At 51.5% G+C, this 21,414-nt stretch carries 20 protein-coding genes; 17 read left to right on the plus strand and 3 right to left on the minus strand.

The genetic code is table 11. The features are described 5' to 3' along the window. Positions 1-2 precede the first annotated feature (2 nt). Positions 3-710, minus strand: coding sequence for a hypothetical protein (locus HMPREF1986_RS07525; RefSeq protein WP_021774222.1), 708 nt, complete (start codon positions 708-710; stop codon positions 3-5). A 49-nt stretch (positions 711-759) separates the two neighbouring features. After that, on the minus strand, positions 760-1,470 hold the full coding sequence (locus tag HMPREF1986_RS07530; RefSeq protein ID WP_021774223.1) for a DUF5058 family protein: 711 nt from the start codon (positions 1,468-1,470) through the stop codon (positions 760-762). A gap of 371 nt (positions 1,471-1,841) precedes the next feature. Between HMPREF1986_RS07530 and HMPREF1986_RS07535 the strand changes: the two genes are divergently transcribed. From HMPREF1986_RS07535 to HMPREF1986_RS07585, 11 genes are all read left to right on the plus strand, one after another. Beyond that, positions 1,842-2,948 carry a BMP family lipoprotein gene (locus tag HMPREF1986_RS07535; RefSeq protein ID WP_021774225.1) on the plus strand — a complete coding sequence of 369 codons (1,107 nt, stop codon included), beginning with the start codon at positions 1,842-1,844 and terminating at the stop codon, positions 2,946-2,948. Between the two features lie 76 nt (positions 2,949-3,024). After that, complete coding sequence (locus tag HMPREF1986_RS07540) at positions 3,025-4,566, plus strand: ABC transporter ATP-binding protein (protein WP_021774226.1); 1,542 nt, start codon at positions 3,025-3,027, stop codon at positions 4,564-4,566. Then, positions 4,553-5,611, plus strand: a complete 1,059-nt coding sequence (locus HMPREF1986_RS07545; protein WP_021774227.1) for an ABC transporter permease — start codon at positions 4,553-4,555, stop codon at positions 5,609-5,611. Before HMPREF1986_RS07540 ends, HMPREF1986_RS07545 begins: the two co-directional genes overlap by 14 nt. Then, positions 5,611-6,570 (plus strand): ABC transporter permease, encoded by a 960-nt coding sequence (locus tag HMPREF1986_RS07550; RefSeq protein ID WP_021774228.1) that lies wholly within the window; start codon positions 5,611-5,613, stop codon positions 6,568-6,570. Before HMPREF1986_RS07545 ends, HMPREF1986_RS07550 begins: the two co-directional genes overlap by 1 nt. Positions 6,571-6,700: 130 nt before the next feature. Then, positions 6,701-7,633 carry a nucleoside hydrolase gene (locus HMPREF1986_RS07555; protein WP_036599893.1) on the plus strand — a complete coding sequence of 311 codons (933 nt, stop codon included), beginning with the start codon at positions 6,701-6,703 and terminating at the stop codon, positions 7,631-7,633. A 78-nt stretch (positions 7,634-7,711) separates the two neighbouring features. Next, on the plus strand, positions 7,712-8,986 hold the full coding sequence (locus HMPREF1986_RS07560; RefSeq protein ID WP_021774230.1) for a M20 family metallopeptidase: 1,275 nt from the start codon (positions 7,712-7,714) through the stop codon (positions 8,984-8,986). Between the two features lie 16 nt (positions 8,987-9,002). Next, complete coding sequence (locus HMPREF1986_RS07565; RefSeq protein ID WP_021774231.1) at positions 9,003-9,749, plus strand: glutamine amidotransferase; 747 nt, start codon at positions 9,003-9,005, stop codon at positions 9,747-9,749. A gap of 36 nt (positions 9,750-9,785) precedes the next feature. Beyond that, complete coding sequence (locus HMPREF1986_RS07570) at positions 9,786-10,685, plus strand: ribokinase (RefSeq protein WP_021774232.1); 900 nt, start codon at positions 9,786-9,788, stop codon at positions 10,683-10,685. Positions 10,686-10,830: 145 nt separating this feature from the next. Further along, positions 10,831-11,658, plus strand: a complete 828-nt coding sequence (locus tag HMPREF1986_RS07575) for a transporter substrate-binding domain-containing protein (protein WP_021774233.1) — start codon at positions 10,831-10,833, stop codon at positions 11,656-11,658. A 112-nt stretch (positions 11,659-11,770) separates the two neighbouring features. Further along, positions 11,771-12,436, plus strand: a complete 666-nt coding sequence (locus tag HMPREF1986_RS07580) for an amino acid ABC transporter permease (protein ID WP_021774234.1) — start codon at positions 11,771-11,773, stop codon at positions 12,434-12,436. Beyond that, positions 12,421-13,290: a DUF169 domain-containing protein gene (locus HMPREF1986_RS07585; RefSeq protein ID WP_021774235.1), complete on the plus strand. Its 870-nt coding sequence runs from the start codon at positions 12,421-12,423 to the stop codon at positions 13,288-13,290. The genes HMPREF1986_RS07580 and HMPREF1986_RS07585 overlap by 16 nt, the downstream gene beginning before the upstream one ends. Before the next feature lie 29 nt (positions 13,291-13,319). Here the strand turns inward: HMPREF1986_RS07585 and HMPREF1986_RS07590 are convergent, their stop codons facing one another. Continuing rightward, positions 13,320-14,294: a helix-turn-helix transcriptional regulator gene (locus tag HMPREF1986_RS07590; RefSeq protein ID WP_021774236.1), complete on the minus strand. Its 975-nt coding sequence runs from the start codon at positions 14,292-14,294 to the stop codon at positions 13,320-13,322. Between the two features lie 239 nt (positions 14,295-14,533). Here HMPREF1986_RS07590 and HMPREF1986_RS13555 point away from each other — a divergent pair, with 239 nt between their 5' ends. The 6 genes from HMPREF1986_RS13555 to rsmH all read left to right on the plus strand — a co-directional run bounded on the left by HMPREF1986_RS13555 (position 14,534) and on the right by rsmH (position 21,106). Beyond that, the gene (locus tag HMPREF1986_RS13555; protein WP_021774238.1) at positions 14,534-15,469 is read left to right on the plus strand and encodes an ABC transporter transmembrane domain-containing protein; all 936 of its coding nucleotides are present in this window, start codon (positions 14,534-14,536) and stop codon (positions 15,467-15,469) included. A gap of 22 nt (positions 15,470-15,491) precedes the next feature. Beyond that, positions 15,492-16,286 carry an ABC transporter ATP-binding protein gene (locus HMPREF1986_RS13560; RefSeq protein WP_242837366.1) on the plus strand — a complete coding sequence of 265 codons (795 nt, stop codon included), beginning with the start codon at positions 15,492-15,494 and terminating at the stop codon, positions 16,284-16,286. Beyond that, a complete protein-coding gene (locus tag HMPREF1986_RS07600; protein ID WP_021774240.1) occupies positions 16,287-18,023 on the plus strand; it encodes an ABC transporter ATP-binding protein in 1,737 nt (578 codons plus the stop codon). A 381-nt stretch (positions 18,024-18,404) separates the two neighbouring features. Further along, entirely contained in the window at positions 18,405-19,502 is a 1,098-nt protein-coding gene (gene ychF / locus HMPREF1986_RS07605) for a redox-regulated ATPase YchF (RefSeq protein WP_021774241.1), read from the plus strand. A 234-nt stretch (positions 19,503-19,736) separates the two neighbouring features. After that, positions 19,737-20,162, plus strand: coding sequence for a division/cell wall cluster transcriptional repressor MraZ (gene mraZ, locus HMPREF1986_RS07610; protein ID WP_036599811.1), 426 nt, complete (start codon positions 19,737-19,739; stop codon positions 20,160-20,162). Continuing rightward, a complete protein-coding gene (rsmH, locus tag HMPREF1986_RS07615; protein ID WP_036599814.1) occupies positions 20,159-21,106 on the plus strand; it encodes a 16S rRNA (cytosine(1402)-N(4))-methyltransferase RsmH in 948 nt (315 codons plus the stop codon). Before mraZ ends, rsmH begins: the two co-directional genes overlap by 4 nt. The last annotated feature ends 308 nt before the right edge of the window (positions 21,107-21,414 follow it).

Raw genomic sequence — 21,414 nt, forward strand, 5'->3', positions numbered from 1 at the left:
CGTTATGAGCTTATCCACTTGTTTTTATAAAAGATTCTCGCGATCAGGAGAGTGCCAAAGACGGAAAATGCGATGACAAAAGCAGGCGGAAGGGATGTGAAGCGTTTCAGAAGGACCGGGATCAGCAGAGCAAAGACGGCAAGCTTTGGATACTTTATGGCGAAGTTTCCGAAGGTTGCCCCAAAGATTGCGGAGCTCGCATATTTGGTGAGCCCGTCTACGACGATCGCCGGGAGCACGGATAAGACGGCGGAGCCGATCAGTACCGCCGAGCTGGTGGCGATCAGATTGGTGATGATGGAGCCGCAGATAGCCATGGTGGAAACGAGCTCCGCCTGCAGAGTCCCCGGCTTGGATCCCGTTGTGTCCAGGGCCAAGGCGGCACAGGGGACACGCATATTCCCGATGTTTCCCGATAAAAAGCTCAGATAGGTTCCGGTCATCCCAAGTGCGGCGTAGTAGGATATCGGCTCCACGAAATAAAAGGCGCCGAAGGATGCGGCCACCATTCCCCATGCGGTCAGGACGGTCTGCAGCGGAGGCCAGCAATTATGGCTGTTGCACAGCCAGATTACGGGGATAAAGGCAGTCAAGGCAGCCATGATATTTGTGGGACTGCCTATGCGAATGGAAGAGCTTTTCCATTCCTTCATCAGTTCCTCTTCCTTCACAGTCTTCTCCTTTCTCCGAAAAGCGCGGAAAATTTCCATGACAGCTGCTGCATTTGAAACTGCGGGATTTCGGAACTCCGCTTATCCCTCAGGGCTCCGCCAATATCGCGGCGGTGATTCCGATGAGCATCGCGATTCCTAGGGAATACTCCATCAGCTTCGGGAACTTTTTGCATACGGTTTTTACGAGGAGAATCATGGCGAGAGCACCGACGATAACCGCGGTTCTGTTTCCCCAGCCCTTAAGGATATCGCCGGAATTCAGATAGCCGAAGATTCCCAGAGAGCAGGCCCCGCTCAAAATGACAAGCCACTTTGCGTCCCCTCCGGAGACCTTGTTTCGCAGGAATTCAAGGGAAGGGGTCGCAATGCCCGTGAAAAGAAGCCAGCCCGCTCCGTTGAGGGCCATGGTGAACCAGGAAACCGCGAGTGCCGTGAGAGTATACTTGTCGGAACCGAGCTCCGCGCCATAAGCCTCCGCTCCGATCCTTGCGGCGGAGAGCTCCGTCGGGGCAGCGCCGATAATAGAAAGTCTGAGCCAGGCCATGGGACCTCCGATGGAAGCCATCAGCCCTACCATGACGATAAAGACTCCGAGAGCAGGCCCTATGGCCGAAATCATGCCGATTCGAAAGGCCTGTCTCGAGAGGGAAGGGTCCAGCTGCGATTTTTTCGATATGGAAAGACATTTCCTGACATAAAGCGTGGTCTGAAGTACGGAAATCAGAACCGTGGCGGCACATAAAACCCATATGATCGGCAGATTGGAGACCGATTGGACTTCACTTACATCTTTCATGCTATGCCTCCCGAAGAATAGTTCCAAAGATCTGAATCATTTTACCGAAATATCCCCGCCGGGATGCCGCTCGCAGAAATACGGCGGCCCTTCCGGCGTCTGACGGAGACTAATATAATTAACATAGCATTAGCGACTAAAACAAACAAGCATAAACTTGCAAGAATGAATTATAAGATAGTTGTGAGCTTATAATAAAACACATATTCATAATTATGCTCATAAGTATAGGGGGATATATCGCACTTACAGGGTATTATTCACAAAATCCGCTCTTGACAGAGGAGGACTTATCGTCTATCTTAGAGATTAAGAAAATGATATAGGAAACCATTTTCCTATGTGCGAAATGAAAAAGAAAAGGAGGAAAAATGAAGAAAGCGATCGGTATCTTGCTTGCTATGACCGTCATCCTGACGCTCGGAGCCTGCGGCCCTTCGGCCAATGAGGCGGCATCTCAAAAGGCGGAGGAAAAGGGGAGCTCTGCAAAAAGTGCGGAGCCGGAAGGGGACGAAAAAAAGGAAAAGCTCAGGGTCTGCATTGTCTATACAGGGAATCTGGGAGATAAATCCTACAATGATTCCTGCAATGCCGGAGCGCAGAAGGCCGTTTCGGATTTCGGCATTGAATTAAAGTCTCTGGAGGGGACTACCGCGCAGGAATGGGAGGCGAATCTGCTTTCCGCTTGTGAAGGGGGCTATGATCTGGTGATCGGAAGCTCCTCCAATATGGCGGATTATATTGCAAAGCATGCTCCCGATTATCCGAAGATCAAATTCGCGATCATCGATACAAAGGTGGATCTCCCCAATGTGGAATCCATCAGCTTCGCGCAGAATCAGGGATCCTTTCTGGCGGGGGCGGCTGCGGCGATGTTCACCCAGAAGACAGAGATTAAGGGAGTGAACCCGGAGCATATCATAGGCTGGGTAGGAGGGATGGATATCCCTGTCCTGCATGATTTTTATGTCGGCTATGAACAGGGTGCAAAGTATATTGACCCCGATATCTCCATCCTTCAGTCCTTTGCGGGCTCCTGGTCGGACCCTCTGAAGGGAAAGGAGCTGACGCTGGCCCAATATGAGCAGGGGGCTGACATTGTCATGAATGTCGCGTCAGGAACGGGAACCGGAGTCCTGGAAGCGGCGAAGGAGGCCGGGGAATATGCCATCGGCGTAGATCTGAATCAGGACGCGGATCAGCCGGGCTCTGTATTGACCTCTATGGTAAAGAGGGTGGACAATGCCTGCTATCTTATCATTCAGGCGGCCGCAGACGGAAGCTTCCGCGGAGGGACGACACAGTATCTGACGCTTTCGGAGGGAGGAGTCAGTCTGACGGATTTTTCCGTGATGAAGAAAGCGCTTGGGGAGAAATTCCCCCAGGATATCGTGGACAAGTGTGAAGAGCTGGAGAAGAAGATTGCCTCTGGGGAAATAGAGGTTAAAAATTACGAGGGCTTCGGGCCGGAAGCCTGAAGTAAAGAAGAGAGGATGTGAAGCCCGGAAAGAGGACTTCACATTCTTTCGATCCAAAATTGAGTTTTGGGAGGCGATGGTGAAGGAAGAATATGTCGTTGAGATGCTTTCGGTGTCCAAATCATTCGCTGAGGTCTGCGCGGTCAAGGAGGGAAACTTCAATCTGAAAAAGGGAGAGATCCATTCTTTAATCGGGGAAAATGGCGCCGGAAAATCTACCATGATGAAGCTCCTCTATGGGATGTATCCGATTGACAAAGGGGAAATCTTCATCAAGGGAAAAAGGATGCTGAGATTAAATCCCGGCATCGCGATCGAGCATGGGATCGGCATGGTGCACCAGGAATTCATGCTGGTCAATGAGCTTAGCGTTCTGGAAAACATTATTCTTGGCTTTGAGCCCCAAAAAGGTCTGAGGATCGACTTCGCAAAGGCAGAGAAGGAGATCCGGAAGTACATTGAGCTCTACCATCTGGAGCTTCCGCTGGACAAAAAGGTGGGACAGATTTCCGTAGGAGAGGCACAGCGCGTTGAGATCATAAAGACTCTGATGAGGGGAGCGGAGATTATCATATTGGATGAGCCAACGGCGGTCCTCACGCCGCAGGAGACGCGGAAGCTTTTCGAGATTATGAGAAATCTCAAAAAAGAGGGGAAGTCTCTGGTCTTTATCTCCCATAAGCTGAATGAGGTCATGGATATTTCCGACAGAATCTCTGTCATGCGGCAGGGGGTATTCCGCGGAAGCATGAATAAGGAGGAGACCTCCCCGCTGGAACTCACAAAGCATATGATCGGGAGAGAGGTCTTTTTGAGCGGAGGAGGGAAAAGAGGCGTGCCCGGAGAGGTGGTGCTGGAGCTTTGCGATGTCTGGGTTCCCAGCGCAAAGGAGAGCTCGAAGATTCGCGGAATGTCATTTTCTCTCCGGGAGGGAGAGATCCTCGGCCTCGCGGGGATCGACGGAAACGGACAGTCGGAGCTGATTGAGGCAATTACGGGCTTAAGGAGGGTTGAGAGGGGAAGGATCCTTTTAGACGGCATTGATATCGCGAATCAGACGCCGAAGAGGATCAGAAAGCTGGGGCTTTCCCATATTCCGGAGGACAGGAATGTCAGAGGATTAAACCGCAGCATGAACGTCCTGGAAAATCTGCTTTCCGTAGAAATCGATCAGGCGCCGTATTCGAAGGGGCCTTATCTGAACCAAAGAGCGATGGAACGCCATGGGGAAGAGCTGATCAGAAGCTTTGACATCCGCCCGAACAGCTGCAAGGGGCCAAGCGCAGCGCTTTCCGGCGGGAATGCGCAGAAGCTGGTGGTCGCGAGAGAGCTGTCCTTGAAAAAGAAGGTTTTGATAGCGGCACAGCCCACAAGAGGAGTGGATATCGGGGCGATAGAATCCATAAGGGCCGCTTTAGAGAAAGCCAGAAGAGAGGGGAGCGGGATCCTGCTGGTATCGGCGGAGCTGGAGGAAATTCTCTCTCTTTCCGACCGTATTATCGTGATCCATGAGGGCAGAATCACCGGGGAAATGCCGGTATCGGATGCGAATGAAAATAATCTGGGGCTCCTTATGATGGGAGGCGGGAAAGAGGAAAGAAAATATGAACGCATATAAGGCTGTATTCAGGATTTTGCTCATTCTCGCGATGGCCCTGGGAATCGGCGCATTATTCATCCTTCTTATCGGAGAAAATCCGATTCTGGCCTATGCCGCTTTGCTGAGAGGCGCCTTCGGGACGAGGCTGGGGCTGGGTACTGTGATAGCGGGCTTTACACCGCTTCTTCTGACCTCTACGGCCTTTGCGCTTGCGGCGAAGGCGGGGGCGTTCAATGTCGGAGTGGAGGGAGAGGTAATTCTCGGGGGAATTACCGCGGCGTATATCGGAATAAACTGGGGCTTTCTCCCGGTGTCTCTTCTCTATGCCGCATGCTTTTTGGGCGCTGTTCTGGTATCGGGACTATGGGCGCTGATTCCGGCGGTATTAAAGGTGTACTACAATGTATCGGAGGTCTGTGTGACGATTTTGATGAATACAGTGGCAGTCTATATCGCTTCGTATCTCGTGAGCGGACCGATGAGCGCGGGATCCGCGATTCCTCAGTCAGCGCCTGTACTGGTGACCCTGCCCAAAATCATAAAGCCGTCTTCAGCCAATGCGGGAATCTTCATCGCGGTTTTTCTGGTCATTCTGATTATCCTTATGCTCTGTAAAAGCAAATGGGGGTATAAAATCAAAATGGTGGGGACAAATCCAATGAATGCGGATTACACAGGGACCTCCTCCAAACGCGTATTCATATCCTGCATGCTTCTCTCGGGGATGCTCGGCGGGATCGCGGGCTGCATCGAGGTCCTGGGGGTACATGGCTATTATCTGGATAATTTCGCAAAGGACCTGGGGATCAACGGCATGCTCGCCGCCTTAATTGTGAAATCCAATGTTTTCTTCACGCCGTTTATCGCCTTTTTTCTCTCCGTTTTAAAAGCCGGGGCCATGGCGATGCAGCAGGCCACGAATGTTCCGAAATCCATAGTGGATACGGTATCTGCGGTATTCATCATTGTCGCCACAATGGATTTTGTCCTGGAACGGCGCAAAGGAAAAAAGAGGGAGGCGCTCAGTCTTCCTTCCGGGGCGGAGGAAGAGGGAGGAAGCTAATGGGAAATTCAGGAAAAATATTTAATCTTTCGCTGATCTATGCTACATTCCGGGCCTCCGCGCCGATTATCTACGCGGCCTTATGTGCGGCAATCACGCAGCAGGCCAATATCCTGAATATCGGCACAGAGGGGATCATGCTCGTCGGCGCGTTTACGGCAGTGACAGTCAGCTTTTTCACGGGGACATGGATTCTTGGGGTATTCGCGGCAATGCTGAGCGGGGCTCTGATCTCGCTGGTCATGGCTGTAGGACATATCAAGTATCACTCGGAGATCTGCGCAATCGGGATGGGGGTGAATCTTTTTGCCATTGCAATCAGTAAATTTCTGCTGCAGGCAATTTTCAAGACGAGCGGAAGCTTTTCCGATCCGGGTCTTTCCGTCATTCCGAGGCTGCATTTTTCCTTTCTCGAGCATGTGCCGATCCTGGGGGACTTATGGAATGACTGCTGCCTCACGGAATGGCTGGTGCTTTTTCTCGTGCTTTTCCTGGAATTTCTGTTTTATAAGACGGTTTGGGGACTGCGCCTCCGGGCCGTCGGGAAATTTCCGGATGCCGCCCGGACCGCCGGCATTCCCGTCGATACGGTCCGCTACCAGGCGATGCTGATTTCCGGCCTTATCGGAGGACTGGCGGGAGCACATCTTTCCCTTGGCTACAGTTCGCAGTTTGTCGAAAATATGACGAATAATCGAGGATTCATGGGAGTTGCCGCGATGTATTTCGGCGGGGCGAATCCGATTCTGACCTCTGTAGGCTGTCTCTTATTCGGCTTTTCGGATTCTGTCGGAGCCAGACTGCAGGCCTATGGCTTTCCCGCGCAGTTTGTGCTGATGATGCCGTATCTGGTCACGATACTCATTTTGTCGCTTTCCCTTATCGTAAAGGGAAAAACGATAAGGAGAAGAGAATCCGCCCTGCTCCCTGCCATGAGAGCAGATGCCGGGAAGGCATAGGATCGTCATTAGAGCCCGGGCGGAAGAGAGAGGTATGAATTTTCGGCAAAGACTCCGGCTTTGCGGCCGGGGATCAGCCGGAGAATATTTTACGCAGTGCAGAAAACAAGCGAAAAGATCGGAGAGATTTATGAGGAGGAGAAAAATCATTCTGGACTGTGATCCGGGACATGATGATGCGGTGGCCATTATGCTGGCCGGCAGAGCGCCGGAGCTGGAGATTTTGGGGATTACGGTGGTTTCTGGGAATCAGACGATAGAAAAAACTTCCCAAAATGCCCTCAATGTCCTTCAGTATCTGGAGCTGGATATCCCGGTTTATGCAGGATGCGGCCAGCCGATGGTCAGGAAAAGGATTCACGCGGCCGACATTCATGGAAGCAGCGGCCTGGATGGACCTGTGTTTCCGGAGCTTAAAAGGACTGTGGAAGAGGAGCATGCAGTTACGTTCATCATTCGTTCGCTTTTATCCTCTGAGGAAGCCGTAACCATGGTGACGACCGGCCCCATGACAAACCTTGCCATGGCGATGCGGATGAATCCCGGAATTCTCGATAAAATCGAGAGGATCGTCCTGATGGGAGGCTCCTATGGAAACGGCAATATCACTCCGGCGGCCGAGTTCAATATTGCGGCGGATGCGGAAGCAGCATACGTCTGCTTCAACTCCGGGCGGCCGATCACAATGGCGGGACTGGATGTGACGAGGAAGGCCTTATGCTTCCCGGAGATTGTGGAGCGCATGGGAAGGATCGACAATAAGGCCTCGAAGCTCTTTGTGGACTTGATGGGACACTTTTGCAGGACGCAGAAGGAGGTTTTCGGCTGGGAGGGGGGTCCGCTCCACGATCCGGTGCCTGTCGCCTATCTGATCGATCCGGATATCCTGAAAACCAAGGCGATGAATGTCGAGATTGATATCCGCAGCGAGCAGTCCTATGGGCGAACCAATTGCGATTACTTTGGCTATTTGCAAAGGGAGGCCACAGCGGATGTGGCAGTGGACATTCAGGTGGAGCGCTTCTGGGACTGCATTGAGTCCGGGCTGAGAAGATACGGATAAGGCGGGATGCGGATCCCCCTGCACTAAGGGTGGAAAGTGCCTGCATTCCCGCATGGAATACGTTTTGCGGGAGAAAGGATGGGAATGCTTGATTTAAGAGAGACTCTGGAGAAAAACAAGGAGTATTATATCAAGAGACTCGCGGAGCTTGTGGAGATCGATACCCATGTGCTGGGACATGGGATTGACGGAGGACTGGAGAAGGAGGGGCAGGATTATCTTGCCCGGCTTCTCCGGGAGATGGGAGCGCGGCTGAGACTGGATCCCCTGAAGGAAGCGGATATCAAACGCTGCCATGAGCTCTGGCATGAGGGAAATCTCGGACATAAGCTGGAGAAGCGCTATAATCTGTACGCGGGCTTTGGGACAGAGGGCAGGGGGAGAAGTCTCATCCTGAACGGACATATGGACGTGATGCCCGCGGATAATGAAAAGGAGTGGAAAAGCCCGCCGTTTGAGCCGAGAATCGAAGGCGGAAGGATGTACGGGCGCGGAACCGCAGATATGAAAGCGGGTCTTATGGCCTCAGTGATGGCGGTCCAGCTGCTGAAGGACGCGGAAAGAGAAATCCCGGGGGAGCTTATTATCGCGTCCGTATGTGATGAGGAAGGGGGAGGAAACGGCTCCATTCAGGCTCTTATGTCCGGACTGAGAGCGGATGGAGTGGTGGTCTGTGAGGGAACAGGAGATGAACTGATTCTCGCTCATATGGGCTTTGTGTTCTTCCGGGTAGAGGTGGAGGGAAAATCCTGTCATTCCGGAGAGAAGAAAGCCGGAGTCAGTGCCATTGAAAAGGCGATAAAAATCATCGAGGCCATGCACGAGATGGAGCATGAGTGGCTCTTGAAATATCGGCATCCGCTGCTGCCCTCTCCGAGTCTGAATGTCGGGGTGATCCGGGGAGGCAGCGCGGGATCCACCGTGCCTTCCGAATGCTGCTTTGAACTCTGCGTGCACTATATCCCGGGACAGATGAATTATCAGGGGCTCGTCGGGGAGATCGAGGATTTGATCTCGAGAGTCTCCCGCTCGGACCTTTGGCTGGAAAAGCATCCTCCGAAGCTGACGGTCTATCAGGCCGGCGGCGGATTTGAGATGGGAGAGGGACAGAGCCTGGTGGAAAGCTTCCAGAGGGCATACAGTCTGGTTCGGAAAAAACCGGTGCAGATCGCAGGCTCACCGGCGGGCTGCGATTCCAGGCTTTGGAGAAATATAGGAGGCTGCCAGACGATACAGTTTGGGCCCGGGAATCTTGCGCAGTGTCACAGTACGGATGAGTGGGTGGAAATCGATTCCTATCTGGAAGCGATCCTGATCTATGCAGAATTGATTCTGGATTTCTGCGCTGCCTGAAAAGAAAGGAGAGATTATGGCAAAGAGGATACTGCTGGCGGGAGAGTCATGGATGAGCTATACGACACATGTAAAGGGCTTTGATGCTTTCTACAGCTCGGTTTATGAGACAGGAGAGCGATATATCAAGGCAGCCTTCGAGAAAGCGGGATATGAATTTGTCTTTATGCCAAATCACCTGGCCATGGAGGAATTCCCGTACAGCCTGGAGGAATTAAGAAATTTCGATCTGATTGTTCTCTCCGATATCGGAGCCAATACGCTTTTGCTTCCGACGGCGACCTTTTCCAGGAGTGAGCTTCGGCCCAATCGCTGCGATCTTCTCAGAGATTATGTTCTTGATGGGGGAGCGCTTCTGATGGTGGGCGGATATCTCAGCTTTTCCGGCATTGACGCCAAGGGAAAGTGGGGGAGTACGGCGGTGCAGGAGGTCCTCCCGGTGGAGCTTCTGAAAACAGATGATCGGGAGGAGCACTGCGAAGGGGTGCGCCCGGAGACGCTTATGCCGGAGCATGAGATTCTGGACGGGATCAGGGGAGAATGGCCTCGGATTTTGGGGTATAATAAAACAGTAGAAAAATCCGGGACAGAGGTATTGGCTTCGGTCTGCGGGGATCCTTTTCTTGCGGTCGGGAGCTATGGAAAGGGGAGAAGCGCGGTATTGACCACAGACTGTGCGCCGCACTGGGCTCCGCCGGAGTTTTGTGAATGGGAGGGTTATGAGAGGCTGTTTGCGAATCTTGCGGCGTGGCTGATAAAATAGCGGAAACGCCGAATATGAAATTTCGAAGGACAGAAGATGAGAATATTGAATTTTGGTTCGATCAATCTGGATTATGTGTATTCTGTGGAGCATTTTGTTCAACCCGGAGAAACCATATTGGCAGATGAGCTGCAGATTTTCCCCGGAGGGAAGGGACTGAATCAATCCATTGCATTGGCGAGATCCGGGATCCCGGTTTTCCACGCGGGGATGATCGGAGAGGGAGATGATTTTCTGATTGAGCTCATGAAAAAGGCCGGAGTGAATACCCGCTATATCAGGAGCTCAAGGGAGAGCCGAACCGGGAATGCGGTCATTCAGAGAGATCAGAGCGGCAATAATTGCATCATTCTGCACGGCGGAGCGAATCAAAGGATTTCCAGAGAATACATCGATGAGGTTCTCTCGGATTTTTCGGAAAAGGACTTCCTTTTGCTCCAAAATGAAATCAGCAACATGGCTTACCTTATGGAAAAGGCACATGAAAGAGGAATGAGAATCATCCTGAATCCTTCTCCCATGAATGAGGCTCTGCGCTCCTGCCCCCTACGCTATGTGAATTATTTTATTCTGAATGAAATTGAAATCGCGCAGCTTCTGGGAGGAGATGAGAAGAGGGAGGAGGAGCAGATCCATGAGATGCTGAAGAGATTTCCCAGCTCGAAGATCGTTCTTACCCTGGGGAAAAGGGGATCTCTATATGCGGAGGAGGGCATGGACTATCGGCAGGATATCTATCCGGCTAAGGTTATGGATACCACTGCGGCAGGAGACAGTTTTACGGGATACTTTGTGTCGGGAATATGGAAAGGGTATTCCGCGAAAGAGAGCATGGATCTTGCATCGAAGGCGGCGTCACTGGCCGTGGCCTCGGCGGGGGCGGAGCCTTCAATACCGAAGATAGAGGAGCTTGAGGCGGCCTTCCCCTCTTCCTGATCTCGCATAAAATACTGATAGAAAATACCGACAGATAGAAGAAAACGATAGAAAAATTTATTTATAGAATCGGGGAATTGGACGGATGGGAGAGCGCTGTGCTATCTTATTAGATAGTACAGCGTGATTTGGGAGGAGGAAATTTGTGAAAAAGAGAAGCTTGCTTCGGGCTCTGGGACTTGTTCTCTTTGCAGGGATCCTCGTCTCGTGCTCCCCGGCGGGATCAGGAAAAGAGGCGAATGGAAGCGGAGGGGGAGGTCCGGAAAAGCTTATCACGGTAGCCGCAAACGGCTCCTTCTATCCGATCGTTTACACGGATGATAAGGGGGAGCTGACCGGATTTGAGCATGACATCATAGAGGAAATCGGGAAGCGCTCGGGCTATGGGATCAGGTTCGAGATTGTCGGAGACTATGCCGTGATGTTTGAGGGGCTGGATTCCGGAAAATACGATACGATCGCCGGGCAGGTTTCCGTGACGGAGAAGCGAAAGGAAAAGTATCAGTTCAGCGACATCTATGGCTATAATGCGATCAAGCTTGCGGTCCGCGGGGACGACAGCGCGCAGTCCATCGACGATATGCAGGGGCGAAAGGTCTGTATAGAATATGGAACGGTTCTTGAGGATGCGCTGAATAAGATCAATGAAAGCTTTCCGGAGGACAAGAAGATAAAGCTCGTCACCACGGAGGGGAACCTCTATGATGAGCTGGCCGTGGGACATTATGACGCTTTTCCGATCACGGTCCTGTCCTTTGACCAGATCAATAAAAAGGGAGATTATCACTTTAAGCTGATCGGGGATCCGATCCTGATTGATAAGAATGCCTTTCCCTTTGCGAAGGATGCGGATCCGGAGATGCTCCGCGCCGTGAATGCCGCGATAGAAGAGATGCAAAAAGACGGCACGATGTCAAAGCTTTCGATGCAGTATTTCGGAAGGGATATTTCGAAGGAAGAAATCCGCGAATAAAAGCTGCGAATAAAATCGGCAAACAGGAACTCATCGGATAGGAAATCGAAAAAGAGGAGAAAGGAAGGAGGCGGTTCCGATGAGCGGCCTCCTTTTCATAAGAGGATGAGGGATGAGCTTTGACCTTGACTTTTTTATCTCGATATTTCCAAGACTTTTTTTAAAGATTCCTTATACGCTCTGTCTGGGCACGCTGGCTTTTATGATAGCGCTGGTACTGGGGCTCCTTCTGGAAATCTGTTATACCTCGAGATCCCGGATCTTGAGCAGACTGGCCGCGCTCTATATCTCTTATTTTCGCTCGACTCCTTACATCACACAGCTCTTTATCTTTTATTTCGGCCTGCCTCAGGTCTTTCCGCCGATGAGGAAACTGCTGGGAGACAGCGTCCTTGTCATCACGATTTCCATGAACTCCGCGGCCTTTATCGCGGAAATCATACGGGGCGGGCTTTTATCGGTGGATCAGGGACAGAGGGATGCCGCTTATTCTATCGGCCTCAGTCCGTTTCTTTCCTACTGGGAGGTGATCCTCCCCCAGGCCTTTGTCGCGGCATTTCCCGCACTGGGGAATTCCTTTATCGCCATGATCAAAAATACCGCGATAGGATTTATGATCGGCGTCGTGGACATCCTGGCAGAGGCAAAGATCCTCGCTGCCTCATCTCTCAATTTTTTCGAAGCGTATCTCTCGGTCGGAGTCGTATACTGGGGGATGCTGATTTTAATCCATAAAATCCTGCGGCGGATGGAGACGAGAATATGCCGCTTTCTGTAGAGGAGGGAGATGTGAAGGAAGGGGATGTGAATCGGCTGTCGAAGGTCCTGGGGCTCAGAAGATGTATCATCGGGCTTCGCTTTTTGTATTTTAAAAGGGATTATATGGAAGAGAATATCCCGGAATATGGCAGGAAAACGAGCTATTGCATGATGGTGAAGCATGCGATGGAGCGGCAGCATTTCAAGGCATGCAGGGAGCATTTCGGATGCAGATGCGCGATGGAGGCACTGGGCCTTTCGGAAGAGATGGACTGCGTCGAATCCGGCCAGAGGTACTATAGCCTTAGGCTCTATGAGAGCAGGGCCGTCGCAAAGGAGGTGACAAGGAGCATCTCGAGAATCCGGCAGAAAATATACGGGATTTCGCTCGGCCCTTTGGAGGAGATGGAGGATGCGGATCTCGTTCTCATGCTGCTCGATCCCTATCAGCTGATGCGCATTGTCCAGGGATACGCCTATAAATGGGGAGCTCCAAAGAAGCTTTCTATGGCGGGGAATCAGGGCTTCTGCGCGGATCTGACTGCGGCTCCATTCGAGAATAATGACATGAATTTCTCCGTCCTCTGCGCGGGGAGCAGGAAGATGTGCTCCTGGGAGGACTATGAAATGGGGGTGGGACTTCCGATACAGAAATTCACGCCGCTGACAGAGGGCGTCATCCAAACCATGAATTACATCGACTATCCCGATCGCAAGGCAGAGATCAGGGAGAGGCTCTCCTCTTTGGACGAGCTGGGAGAGCTGCCGGACGACAGACTGCATTATGGCAGGCTCGGAAGAGAGTATACAAGGCCGGAGCTCTATGAGAAAATAAGGGGGAGGGACGGAAATCCCGAGTGCGCGCCGCTCTAAAAGAAGGGTGTTTCTGCCGGGCGTTTTTCCTACTTGATTCCCTGCACCTTTCGATATTCCCTTGGACCTATCCCATAGGCATTTCTGAACAGCTTCGCGAAGTGGCCGGAATTGCGATATCCAAGCTTTAGGGCAACCACAGAAATCCCGTAATCGGAGTTTTTCAACATCAGCAAGGCCTGATTCAGCCGCATTTCCTTCAGATATTCGTATGGGGTAGTGCCGTAATACTTCCGAAACGCGAGCCGATACCGGGCAGTGCTCATGCCTGCTGTCTGTGCGAGCTTCTCCCCGGACGGATAGGCCGCAAGATCCTTTTTCATGCAGGCAACCGTTCTTTTCAGCCCGCGTATGTCCTTATGGTCCAGTTTGACAGAGATGGATTCTTCCTTCTTTTCCATGCCCCTTATGATGAGGGAAAGCAATTCCAGAACCTTGCTTTCCAGATAAAGATGCAGGGTTGCCCCCTCCGCCTTACAATCCCTGATCTGCTGGAATACAAAGTTAAGCTCCGGCAGATTTGGATTTTTCAGCAGATATTCCTGCGCCGGCTTTGATTGTTCATAGTCCTTTCCATAATGCTCTCGAAAATAAGTATCAAAATATTTTCGGGTCAGAATAACCTTTGTAAAGCGAACTGCTTTTCCCTTCTCACAATAAACATAGGTGGTTTTCCGGCTGTTTATATAGCAGTAAATTCCTCGTTCTACGGGCTGTATTTTTCTTCCTCCGATTTTAAAGCTGCTGCTCTCTGTTTCAAACTGGCTGATTTCCATATATTCTTCCGAAATGACCGAAACTTTTTCAAAGTTCTCCTTTGGCGTGTAGTCGGCAATCAGGACCACAAGAAGACCGGTGCCAAAGCGGATCAGCTGAAAGGAACCGCTTCCATAATCAGAGAGCATGCGGTAGTGGAAGCTTCCGTCCCCCGATAATTCCGGAACTTTGACAAAATGCATATTTTCCGGGAGCTGCAGCAGATAGTCAGCGATTGAAAGAGCCATTTTCAAATCCTTTTTGTATTCTGGGAAAAGGTCACAATACAATTTTTTTCTGTCACGATTCTATAAAAAGATCAGTTTTACAAGCCGTAAAAGCGCTGTCAGATCGCCGTTTTTGCGCATTTTTAAAATGGAGTCAGCGATGGAGCTCTTCTATTGATTCTTTTATTCTACTCTGTATGATGAATTGAGTAAAGTCCGGCATTTTTCGACTCAGAAAATGAGAGAGGAGCTTCATTTCTATGGAAGGAAAACGAAGAGGATTAAGCTTTATTTTTGCTCTTGCGGGAGGGGAAGGAGGAAAACTGGGCGCGGGAATGCTTCTGGCTGTTCTCTGCTCCGTTTTGTCCCTTGTTCCCTATCTGATAGTGTACCGGATACTGCTTCTGATTATTCAGAGTAAGCTGACATACGAAAGAATGACAGTCTGGGCCTGCATTGGCATCACGACGGCGATTCTGCAGGCAGTTCTTATGTCCCTTGCGGGTATTTGTTCCCACGCAGCGGCGTTCAATATCATGCATAATATCAGGGTGAAGGTTCTGAAACACATGTCCGGCTTCAGGCTGGGGTTTTTCCAGGAACATGCGCCCAGACAGATCAAGACGACGCTGTTTGATGATGTGGAAAGGCTTGAGCAGTTTCTGGCGCACAGTACCTTGGAGCTGGCGCAGGCGATTGTTGTGCCGCTGATGATGTTTCTCTTCATGCTGCGGCTGCATTGGGGGATGGCGCTTGTCATGCTGATTCCCATGATTCTTGGGATTGCCGTCCCCATGCTTTTGATGGGATCTTACCCGAATATGTCGGAAGAGCTCGCAGAAGATACGGAGAAGCTCAATGCTTCTGCCAATGAATTTATCACGGCAATGCCGGTCATCAAGATGTATCATCTGACAGCAGAGAAATTCGAACAGTACCGGAATGCTCTTAGTCTTTATACAAGCTGCTGGAAAAAGATGTGCGTATCTTCCTGCACTCCCCTTTCGATCACGCTGGTGCTGCTGGATTCCGCGATTCTTTTCACTCTTCCTTTCGGCGGCTGGCTTTACCTGAAAGGTTCCTTGCCGGCGGCTTCTTACTTAACTGTTCATTCTCCTCACCATGTGCTTTTTTGCTTCATTCCTGAATCTGCTCACGATTGCGATGCAGTCCATGGAGTTGGGCAGCGGCCTTGAAAATATCATGGAAATCATGGATATGGAAGAAATGAAAGGCGGCGGCAAGGTCCTGGAAAAAGATGGCTGCTACGGTATTGATTTTGAAAATGTGAGTTTTCGCTATAAGGAGGACGGAAATGATGCGCTTCGTTCGGTAAGCTTCCGCCTGGCTCCGGGGACAATCAATGCGTTTGTCGGCCCTTCCGGCGCCGGAAAAACAACCGCTGTTCAGCTTCTCGGCCGGTATTGGGATCTGAACAGCGGCACGATTAAAATCGGCGGCACAGCGATTAGCGAACTCAAAACGGAAAATCTGATGGACCTGAGCGCCTTCGTATTCCAGGATATCTTTTTACTGGAGGATACGCTGCTTGAAAATATTCGCATGGGAAGCGGCGCTTCTGAGGAAAAGGTGCGCGAGGCGGCAAAGGCAGCGCAGATTGATGAGTTCATCATGAGCCTTCCCAAAGCATATCAGACACGCATTGGAGCGGAAGGAGTGAGGCTCTCCGGCGGTCAGCAGCAGCGAATTTCGATTGCGAGGGCGATTCTGAAGGATGCCCCGATTGTCATCTTTGACGAGGCGACTTCCTATGCTGATATTGAGAACGAACATAAGATTCAGATTGCTCTGCAAAATCTTCTGAAAGGAAAAACCACGATCATGATTGCTCACAGGCTCTATACCATTCGGAATGCGGACAAAATCATTGTCTTTCAGGACGGGAGCGTTACAGAGCAGGGAACGCATGAGGAGCTGGTGAAGAAAGACGGCGTATACAGCAGGATGTGGGATGCCTGTACGAAGTCCGCGTTCGGGAAGGAGGAGATCTGAATGCTGCATACCATCAGGAAATTACTCGGTGATAAGAGCAGAAAGCTGATATTTCCGCTCGTTTTGATGTCTTTAGATGCCTGCGGAAGCATGGTTTTATATATCATGCTCTATATGACGGTGCGTCATCTTTTGAATAACACACTCAGTGCCCCCTTGATCCGGTCTTATACCGGAATCTGCCTCGTCAGTGTGATCGCCCGTCTGCTGATCTATCGGAGGGCCTATTATCTGTGCTTTGCAAGAGGGGCGGAAATGTGCGGGGATATGCGGCTTGATCTGGCCAATCACTATCGTTCCCTAGGCCTTGGATATTTCGATCAGAACAGCAGCGGCCGTCTGCTAAGTACCCTGATAAAGGATTTAAGCGATTTTGAAATGCTCATCACCCATACGCTTCCTTCCATCGTCAGGACCGTTCTGATGGCGGCGCTGGTTCTGATCGGCACCTTTTTCATCCATTGGGAACCGGCTCTTGCAGAGTGTCTGCTGCTTCTTGCCGTGCTTTTGATTCTTTCCCGGAGCAGGGGTCTCGTTGAAAAATACGGGGGGAAGAAAAGGCAGCTCAGTGCGAAAATGATTTCCATTGTTTTGGAATATATCAGGGGGATGAAGATTTTCAAATCTCACAATATGACAGGCTCCCGCTTTTCCAGGATGATGGATACGCTGGATGCGGTTCGAAAAGCCAGCGTTAAAGCAGAGGTAAAGATGGCCGTGCCCGCGAGTATGTATTCCATTGCGACGAACTTCCTGCTTCCGATAGTGCTTTTCATCGGAACCTGTCTCTTCCTCAGAGGGACGATCGCCCCTGATCAGCTTGCGGCCTTTATGCTGATGAGTCTCGCCCTGTCCGCCCTGCTGATCAGCTTTGAACACTCCTATCATCTTCTGAAGGATCTGAATCTGGCCGCCTGCAATCTGGAAAAGGCGTGCGAGACGAAGCCGCTTCCTTACAAGGAGAAAGATGGGAAGCTGACGCACTTTGATATCTCCTTTGAGAATGTTGATTTTTCTTACAATCAGAAGGCCGATGTTCTGCATGAGCTCAGCTTTCATGCGAGAGAAAGCAGTGTCACAGCCCTGATCGGACCCTCCGGCTCCGGTAAATCCACGGCGCTGAGCCTGATCGCCCGTTTCCGGGATGTGTCAAAGGGCAGAATCTGTATCGGCGGCAGGGACATAAAGGAATTGAATCCGGACGGGCTTTTGCACTATATCAGTGAGGTATTTCAGGAAAATACGCTCCTGTCAGATAGTATTTACAACAATATCAGGGTGGGACGGGAAGATGCTTCGGAGGAAGAAATTATAGCGGCGGCGAAGGCAGCGCATTGTCATGAATTTATCGAGAAACTGCCAAAAGCCTATCAGACCCGCCTTTCCGAGGGCGGAAATACACTTTCCGGCGGGGAGAAACAGAGAATCGCCATTGCCAGGGCGATTCTGAAGGATGCTCCGATCCTGCTTTTGGACGAATCGACCGCTTCTCTCGATGCCGATAACGAGCAAAAAATCCATCAGGCGCTGGACCGTCTGATGGAAGGGAAAACGGTGTTTGTGATCGCCCATCGCCTGCAAACGATTCAGAACGCAGATCAGATTATCCTTTTGAAGCAGGGGCGTGTCGAGGAAATGGGAAGCCATGAGGAATTGCTGGAAAAGAAAGGACATTATTATGAAATGATTCGGGAACTGGAGAAAGCAAAGAAATGGGTTGTGAAAGGAGAGTTCTGATCGGATAGATCTGATGTTCAAAGTGGCTGCTGTGTGTAGCTGCTTCGAGGGCAATAAAAGGGTCCCCCACTGCAAAGAGAGAATGGTCTGTCCGCTCTGTATACTTGGAAAAAGCTTGTAAAACGGATAAATTCAGGGGATTTATCCGGAAGAATCGGATGATATGAGAGCCGAATCCGGTTGAGAAAAGAGAACCTGCCTGCTATAATTACATGGTGTTTCGGGCTCTTTTTTCATGGTGGAAAGGAGTCAGGCACAATGGGGAGCAGAATTCTTCGAACGGATTTATGATCCTATATCCGGGAAATCGGCGTAAAATCGGCGCAGATGTCCTGAGAAAAAAAGAGAAAACCCTTGAGAATAAAGGAGATGTGAGATCATATGAAATTAGGAATCGTTGGTCTTCCAAATGTCGGGAAATCGACTCTCTTTAATGCTATTACGCGGGCGGGGGCAGAGGCCGCAAACTATCCCTTTTGCACGATAGACCCCAATGTGGGGGTTGTCGCTGTGCCGGACGAACGGCTCCAGCTGCTCTCGGAGCTCTATCATTCCGAGAAGACGACGCCGGCAGTGATAGAATTTGTGGATATTGCCGGGCTGGTGAAGGGGGCCTCCAAGGGGGAGGGACTCGGGAATCAGTTTCTCTCCAATATCCGGGAGACCGACGCGATCGTCCATGTCGTCCGCTGCTTTGAGGATCCCAATGTGATCCATGTCGACGGCTCTGTGGATCCGCTTCGGGACATCGAGACGATCAATCTGGAGCTCATCTTTTCCGATCTGGATCTTTTGGAGAGGAGAATGCAGAAGCTGAAGAAGCTTTCCCAGAACGATAAGGAGGCGAAGGCAGAGCTTATGCTTTTGTCCGAGCTTTATCAATATCTGGAGAGTGGAAAGCTCGCGATCGGCTTTGACGCGGGAGACGAGGATAAGAATGCCTTTGTGGACAGCCTGGATCTCCTCACCAGAAAGCCGGTGATCTACGCCTGCAATGTCTCGGAGGACAGTCTCTCCGATGACGGGGCGGAGAATCCCCATGTACAAAAGGTCCGGGGCTATGCGAAGGAGACTGGCTCCGGGGTCTTTGTCATCAGTGCTCAGATCGAGCAGGAGATCTCGGAGCTTCCGGAGGAGGAGAGGGCGGAGTATCTGGAATCCCTGGGGCTTTCGGAGTCCGGGCTGGATAAGATCGTAAGAGCGTCCTATTCTCTTCTTGGCTTAATGTCCTTCCTCACGGCCGGAGAAAAGGAAAGCCGGGCCTGGACGATTAAAAAGGGGACAAAGGCGCCGCAGGCTGCAGGTAAGATTCATTCTGATTTTGAGCGGGGCTTTATCAAGGCGGAGGTCGTAAATTACAAGGATCTTCTGGAGCTTAAATCGCTTTCTGCGGCCCGGGAAAAGGGGCTTGTCCGCATGGAGGGGAAGGATTATGTCATGCAGGATGGAGATGTCGTACTTTTCCGATTTAATGTTTAGAAAAGAGCTGTCTCTCTTCGTTTTTTGAGCGCCGGGAGAGCTTCCTCTTTTTTCAGAAGGGGCTGGGACGCCGCGGGGTCCCGCCTCTTTTTTTGGTGGGAACTTATGCACTTATACAGCAAAACGTAAGAAACGCCATAGATTTTGTCGCTTTCTCTTGCCTTGACAATTCAGTATGAGACAGGCATTATTATAATGAAGTGGGGGAAAGTGGCGGAAAGTGGTGACAGCTGGATGTTTACCGGAGAGTATCATCATAATCTGGATGGAAAGGGGAGGATGATAGTCCCTGTTCGTTTCCGGGAGAATCTGAACAGGGAGTTTGTCCTCACCCGCTCTCTGGACGGCTGCCTTTCCATGTATGCTCCGGCGGAGTGGAAGCTGCTCGAGGAGAAGCTCGCCGCACTCCCCATGACCAATGAGAAGGCCCGGAGGCTGAAGCGTTTTTTGCTGGGGAGCGCGGTCAGCTGTGAGCTGGACGGACAGGGCCGGATTCTGATCCCGCAGGTTCTAAGGGAGAAGGCGGGGCTTCGAAAGGATGTCTGCCTGATCGGCGTGGGGGACCACGCGGAGCTTTGGGACAACGAGAGGTGGATCAGCGAGAACGATTTTTCGGACAGTGCGGAGCTCGCGGAGGATATGGAGGGACTCGGAATTTGACATTCCATCATTACAGTGTGCTTCTGCGGGAGACGATAGAGGGACTCGCAATCCGCGCGGACGGGGTCTATGTGGACGGCACGCTCGGGGGCGGAGGACACGCGCTTTCCATCTGCGAGCGGCTTTCCGAGAGAGGGAGGCTCATCGGCATCGACCAGGACGGGGCAGCGATAGAGGCGGCCTCGGAGCGCCTGAAGGACTACCGGGACCGAGCTGTCATCGTGAGAGGTAATTATGAGGATATCGCCGAAATTCTGATGCGGCTTCAGATCGAGCAAGTCGACGGCATCTGCCTTGACCTCGGGGTATCCAGCTATCAGCTGGATGAGGGGGAGAGAGGATTTTCCTACAGGACGGATGCAGCGCTTGACATGAGGATGGATCAAAGAGGAGAGAGGACTGCGGCGGATATCGTCAACTCCTACAGTGAGGAGGCTCTCTTTCGGATCATCCGGGACTACGGAGAGGACCGCTTTGCCAGAAATATCGCAAAGCACATCGTGCAGTACAGGGAGAAGAAGCGGATTGAAACGACATTGGAGCTCTCCGGCATCATCTCGGGGGCGATCCCTGCCCGTGTCCGCGCGCTCTCCGGACATCCCGCAAAGCGAAGCTTTCAGGCGATCCGGATTGAACTGAACCGGGAGCTGGAGGTTTTGGAGAATACTCTGGACCGGATGATAGACCTCCTTTCAGAGGGTGGGAGGCTCTGTGTGATCAGCTTCCATTCGCTGGAGGATCGGATTGTAAAAAGCAAATTCCGGACGGCCGAGAATCCCTGTATCTGCCCGCCGGATTTTCCGGTGTGCAGCTGCGGGAGAAAATCCAGGGGGATCGTTCTCACGAAGAAGCCGATCCTTCCGTCGGAGGAGGAGCTTCTTGAGAATCGGAGATCTCAGAGCGCGAAGCTTCGGATCTTTGAGAAGAGGACGGAGGGAAATTGATTTTTACGGCGGGATTGGATCGGCCGTTTTTCGGATCCGAATCCGATCTGTTTTGAGAGGAGGGGAGGTTTATGGCACGGCGCGCTATGGATAGAATGCGATGGACTGTCGGCGCTGCCGGGGCTTCGATGGGTCGAAAAGGGGAGAGAGTGAGGAGAGCCGGCGGGAGGCAGGAGCTGTCCCGGAGAGTCGGAAGGAGTCGGAGCGAAGGCATTCTCGCGGGAAAAACGGCGCTTCAAAGAGAGAGGAGACTCGGGGCTTCGTCCTCTAAGGCGAAGAGAGCCAAAGCGGAAGCGTCTTCTGCCGGG

This window comes from Oribacterium sp. oral taxon 078 str. F0263 (assembly GCF_000469565.1).
Taxonomy (GTDB): Bacteria; Bacillota; Clostridia; order Lachnospirales; family Lachnospiraceae; genus Oribacterium.

Coding starts and splice junctions, on each gene's coding strand:
- HMPREF1986_RS07560 (WP_021774230.1), top strand. CDS start 7,712: ATGGGAATGCTTGATTTAAGAGAGACTCTGGAGAAAAACAAGGAGTAT.
- HMPREF1986_RS13560 (WP_242837366.1), top strand. CDS start 15,492: ATGGAAGAAATGAAAGGCGGCGGCAAGGTCCTGGAAAAAGATGGCTGC.
- mraZ (WP_036599811.1), top strand. CDS start 19,737: ATGTTTACCGGAGAGTATCATCATAATCTGGATGGAAAGGGGAGGATG.
- HMPREF1986_RS07545 (WP_021774227.1), top strand. CDS start 4,553: ATGAACGCATATAAGGCTGTATTCAGGATTTTGCTCATTCTCGCGATG.
- HMPREF1986_RS07600 (WP_021774240.1), top strand. CDS start 16,287: ATGCTGCATACCATCAGGAAATTACTCGGTGATAAGAGCAGAAAGCTG.
- HMPREF1986_RS07585 (WP_021774235.1), top strand. CDS start 12,421: ATGCCGCTTTCTGTAGAGGAGGGAGATGTGAAGGAAGGGGATGTGAAT.
- HMPREF1986_RS07525 (WP_021774222.1), bottom strand. CDS start 710: ATGGAAATTTTCCGCGCTTTTCGGAGAAAGGAGAAGACTGTGAAGGAA.
- ychF (WP_021774241.1), top strand. CDS start 18,405: ATGAAATTAGGAATCGTTGGTCTTCCAAATGTCGGGAAATCGACTCTC.
- HMPREF1986_RS07565 (WP_021774231.1), top strand. CDS start 9,003: ATGGCAAAGAGGATACTGCTGGCGGGAGAGTCATGGATGAGCTATACG.
- HMPREF1986_RS07550 (WP_021774228.1), top strand. CDS start 5,611: ATGGGAAATTCAGGAAAAATATTTAATCTTTCGCTGATCTATGCTACA.
- HMPREF1986_RS07535 (WP_021774225.1), top strand. CDS start 1,842: ATGAAGAAAGCGATCGGTATCTTGCTTGCTATGACCGTCATCCTGACG.
- HMPREF1986_RS13555 (WP_021774238.1), top strand. CDS start 14,534: ATGGAAGGAAAACGAAGAGGATTAAGCTTTATTTTTGCTCTTGCGGGA.
- HMPREF1986_RS07555 (WP_036599893.1), top strand. CDS start 6,701: ATGAGGAGGAGAAAAATCATTCTGGACTGTGATCCGGGACATGATGAT.
- HMPREF1986_RS07580 (WP_021774234.1), top strand. CDS start 11,771: ATGAGCTTTGACCTTGACTTTTTTATCTCGATATTTCCAAGACTTTTT.
- HMPREF1986_RS07570 (WP_021774232.1), top strand. CDS start 9,786: ATGAGAATATTGAATTTTGGTTCGATCAATCTGGATTATGTGTATTCT.
- HMPREF1986_RS07540 (WP_021774226.1), top strand. CDS start 3,025: ATGGTGAAGGAAGAATATGTCGTTGAGATGCTTTCGGTGTCCAAATCA.
- HMPREF1986_RS07590 (WP_021774236.1), bottom strand. CDS start 14,294: ATGGCTCTTTCAATCGCTGACTATCTGCTGCAGCTCCCGGAAAATATG.
- HMPREF1986_RS07530 (WP_021774223.1), bottom strand. CDS start 1,470: ATGAAAGATGTAAGTGAAGTCCAATCGGTCTCCAATCTGCCGATCATA.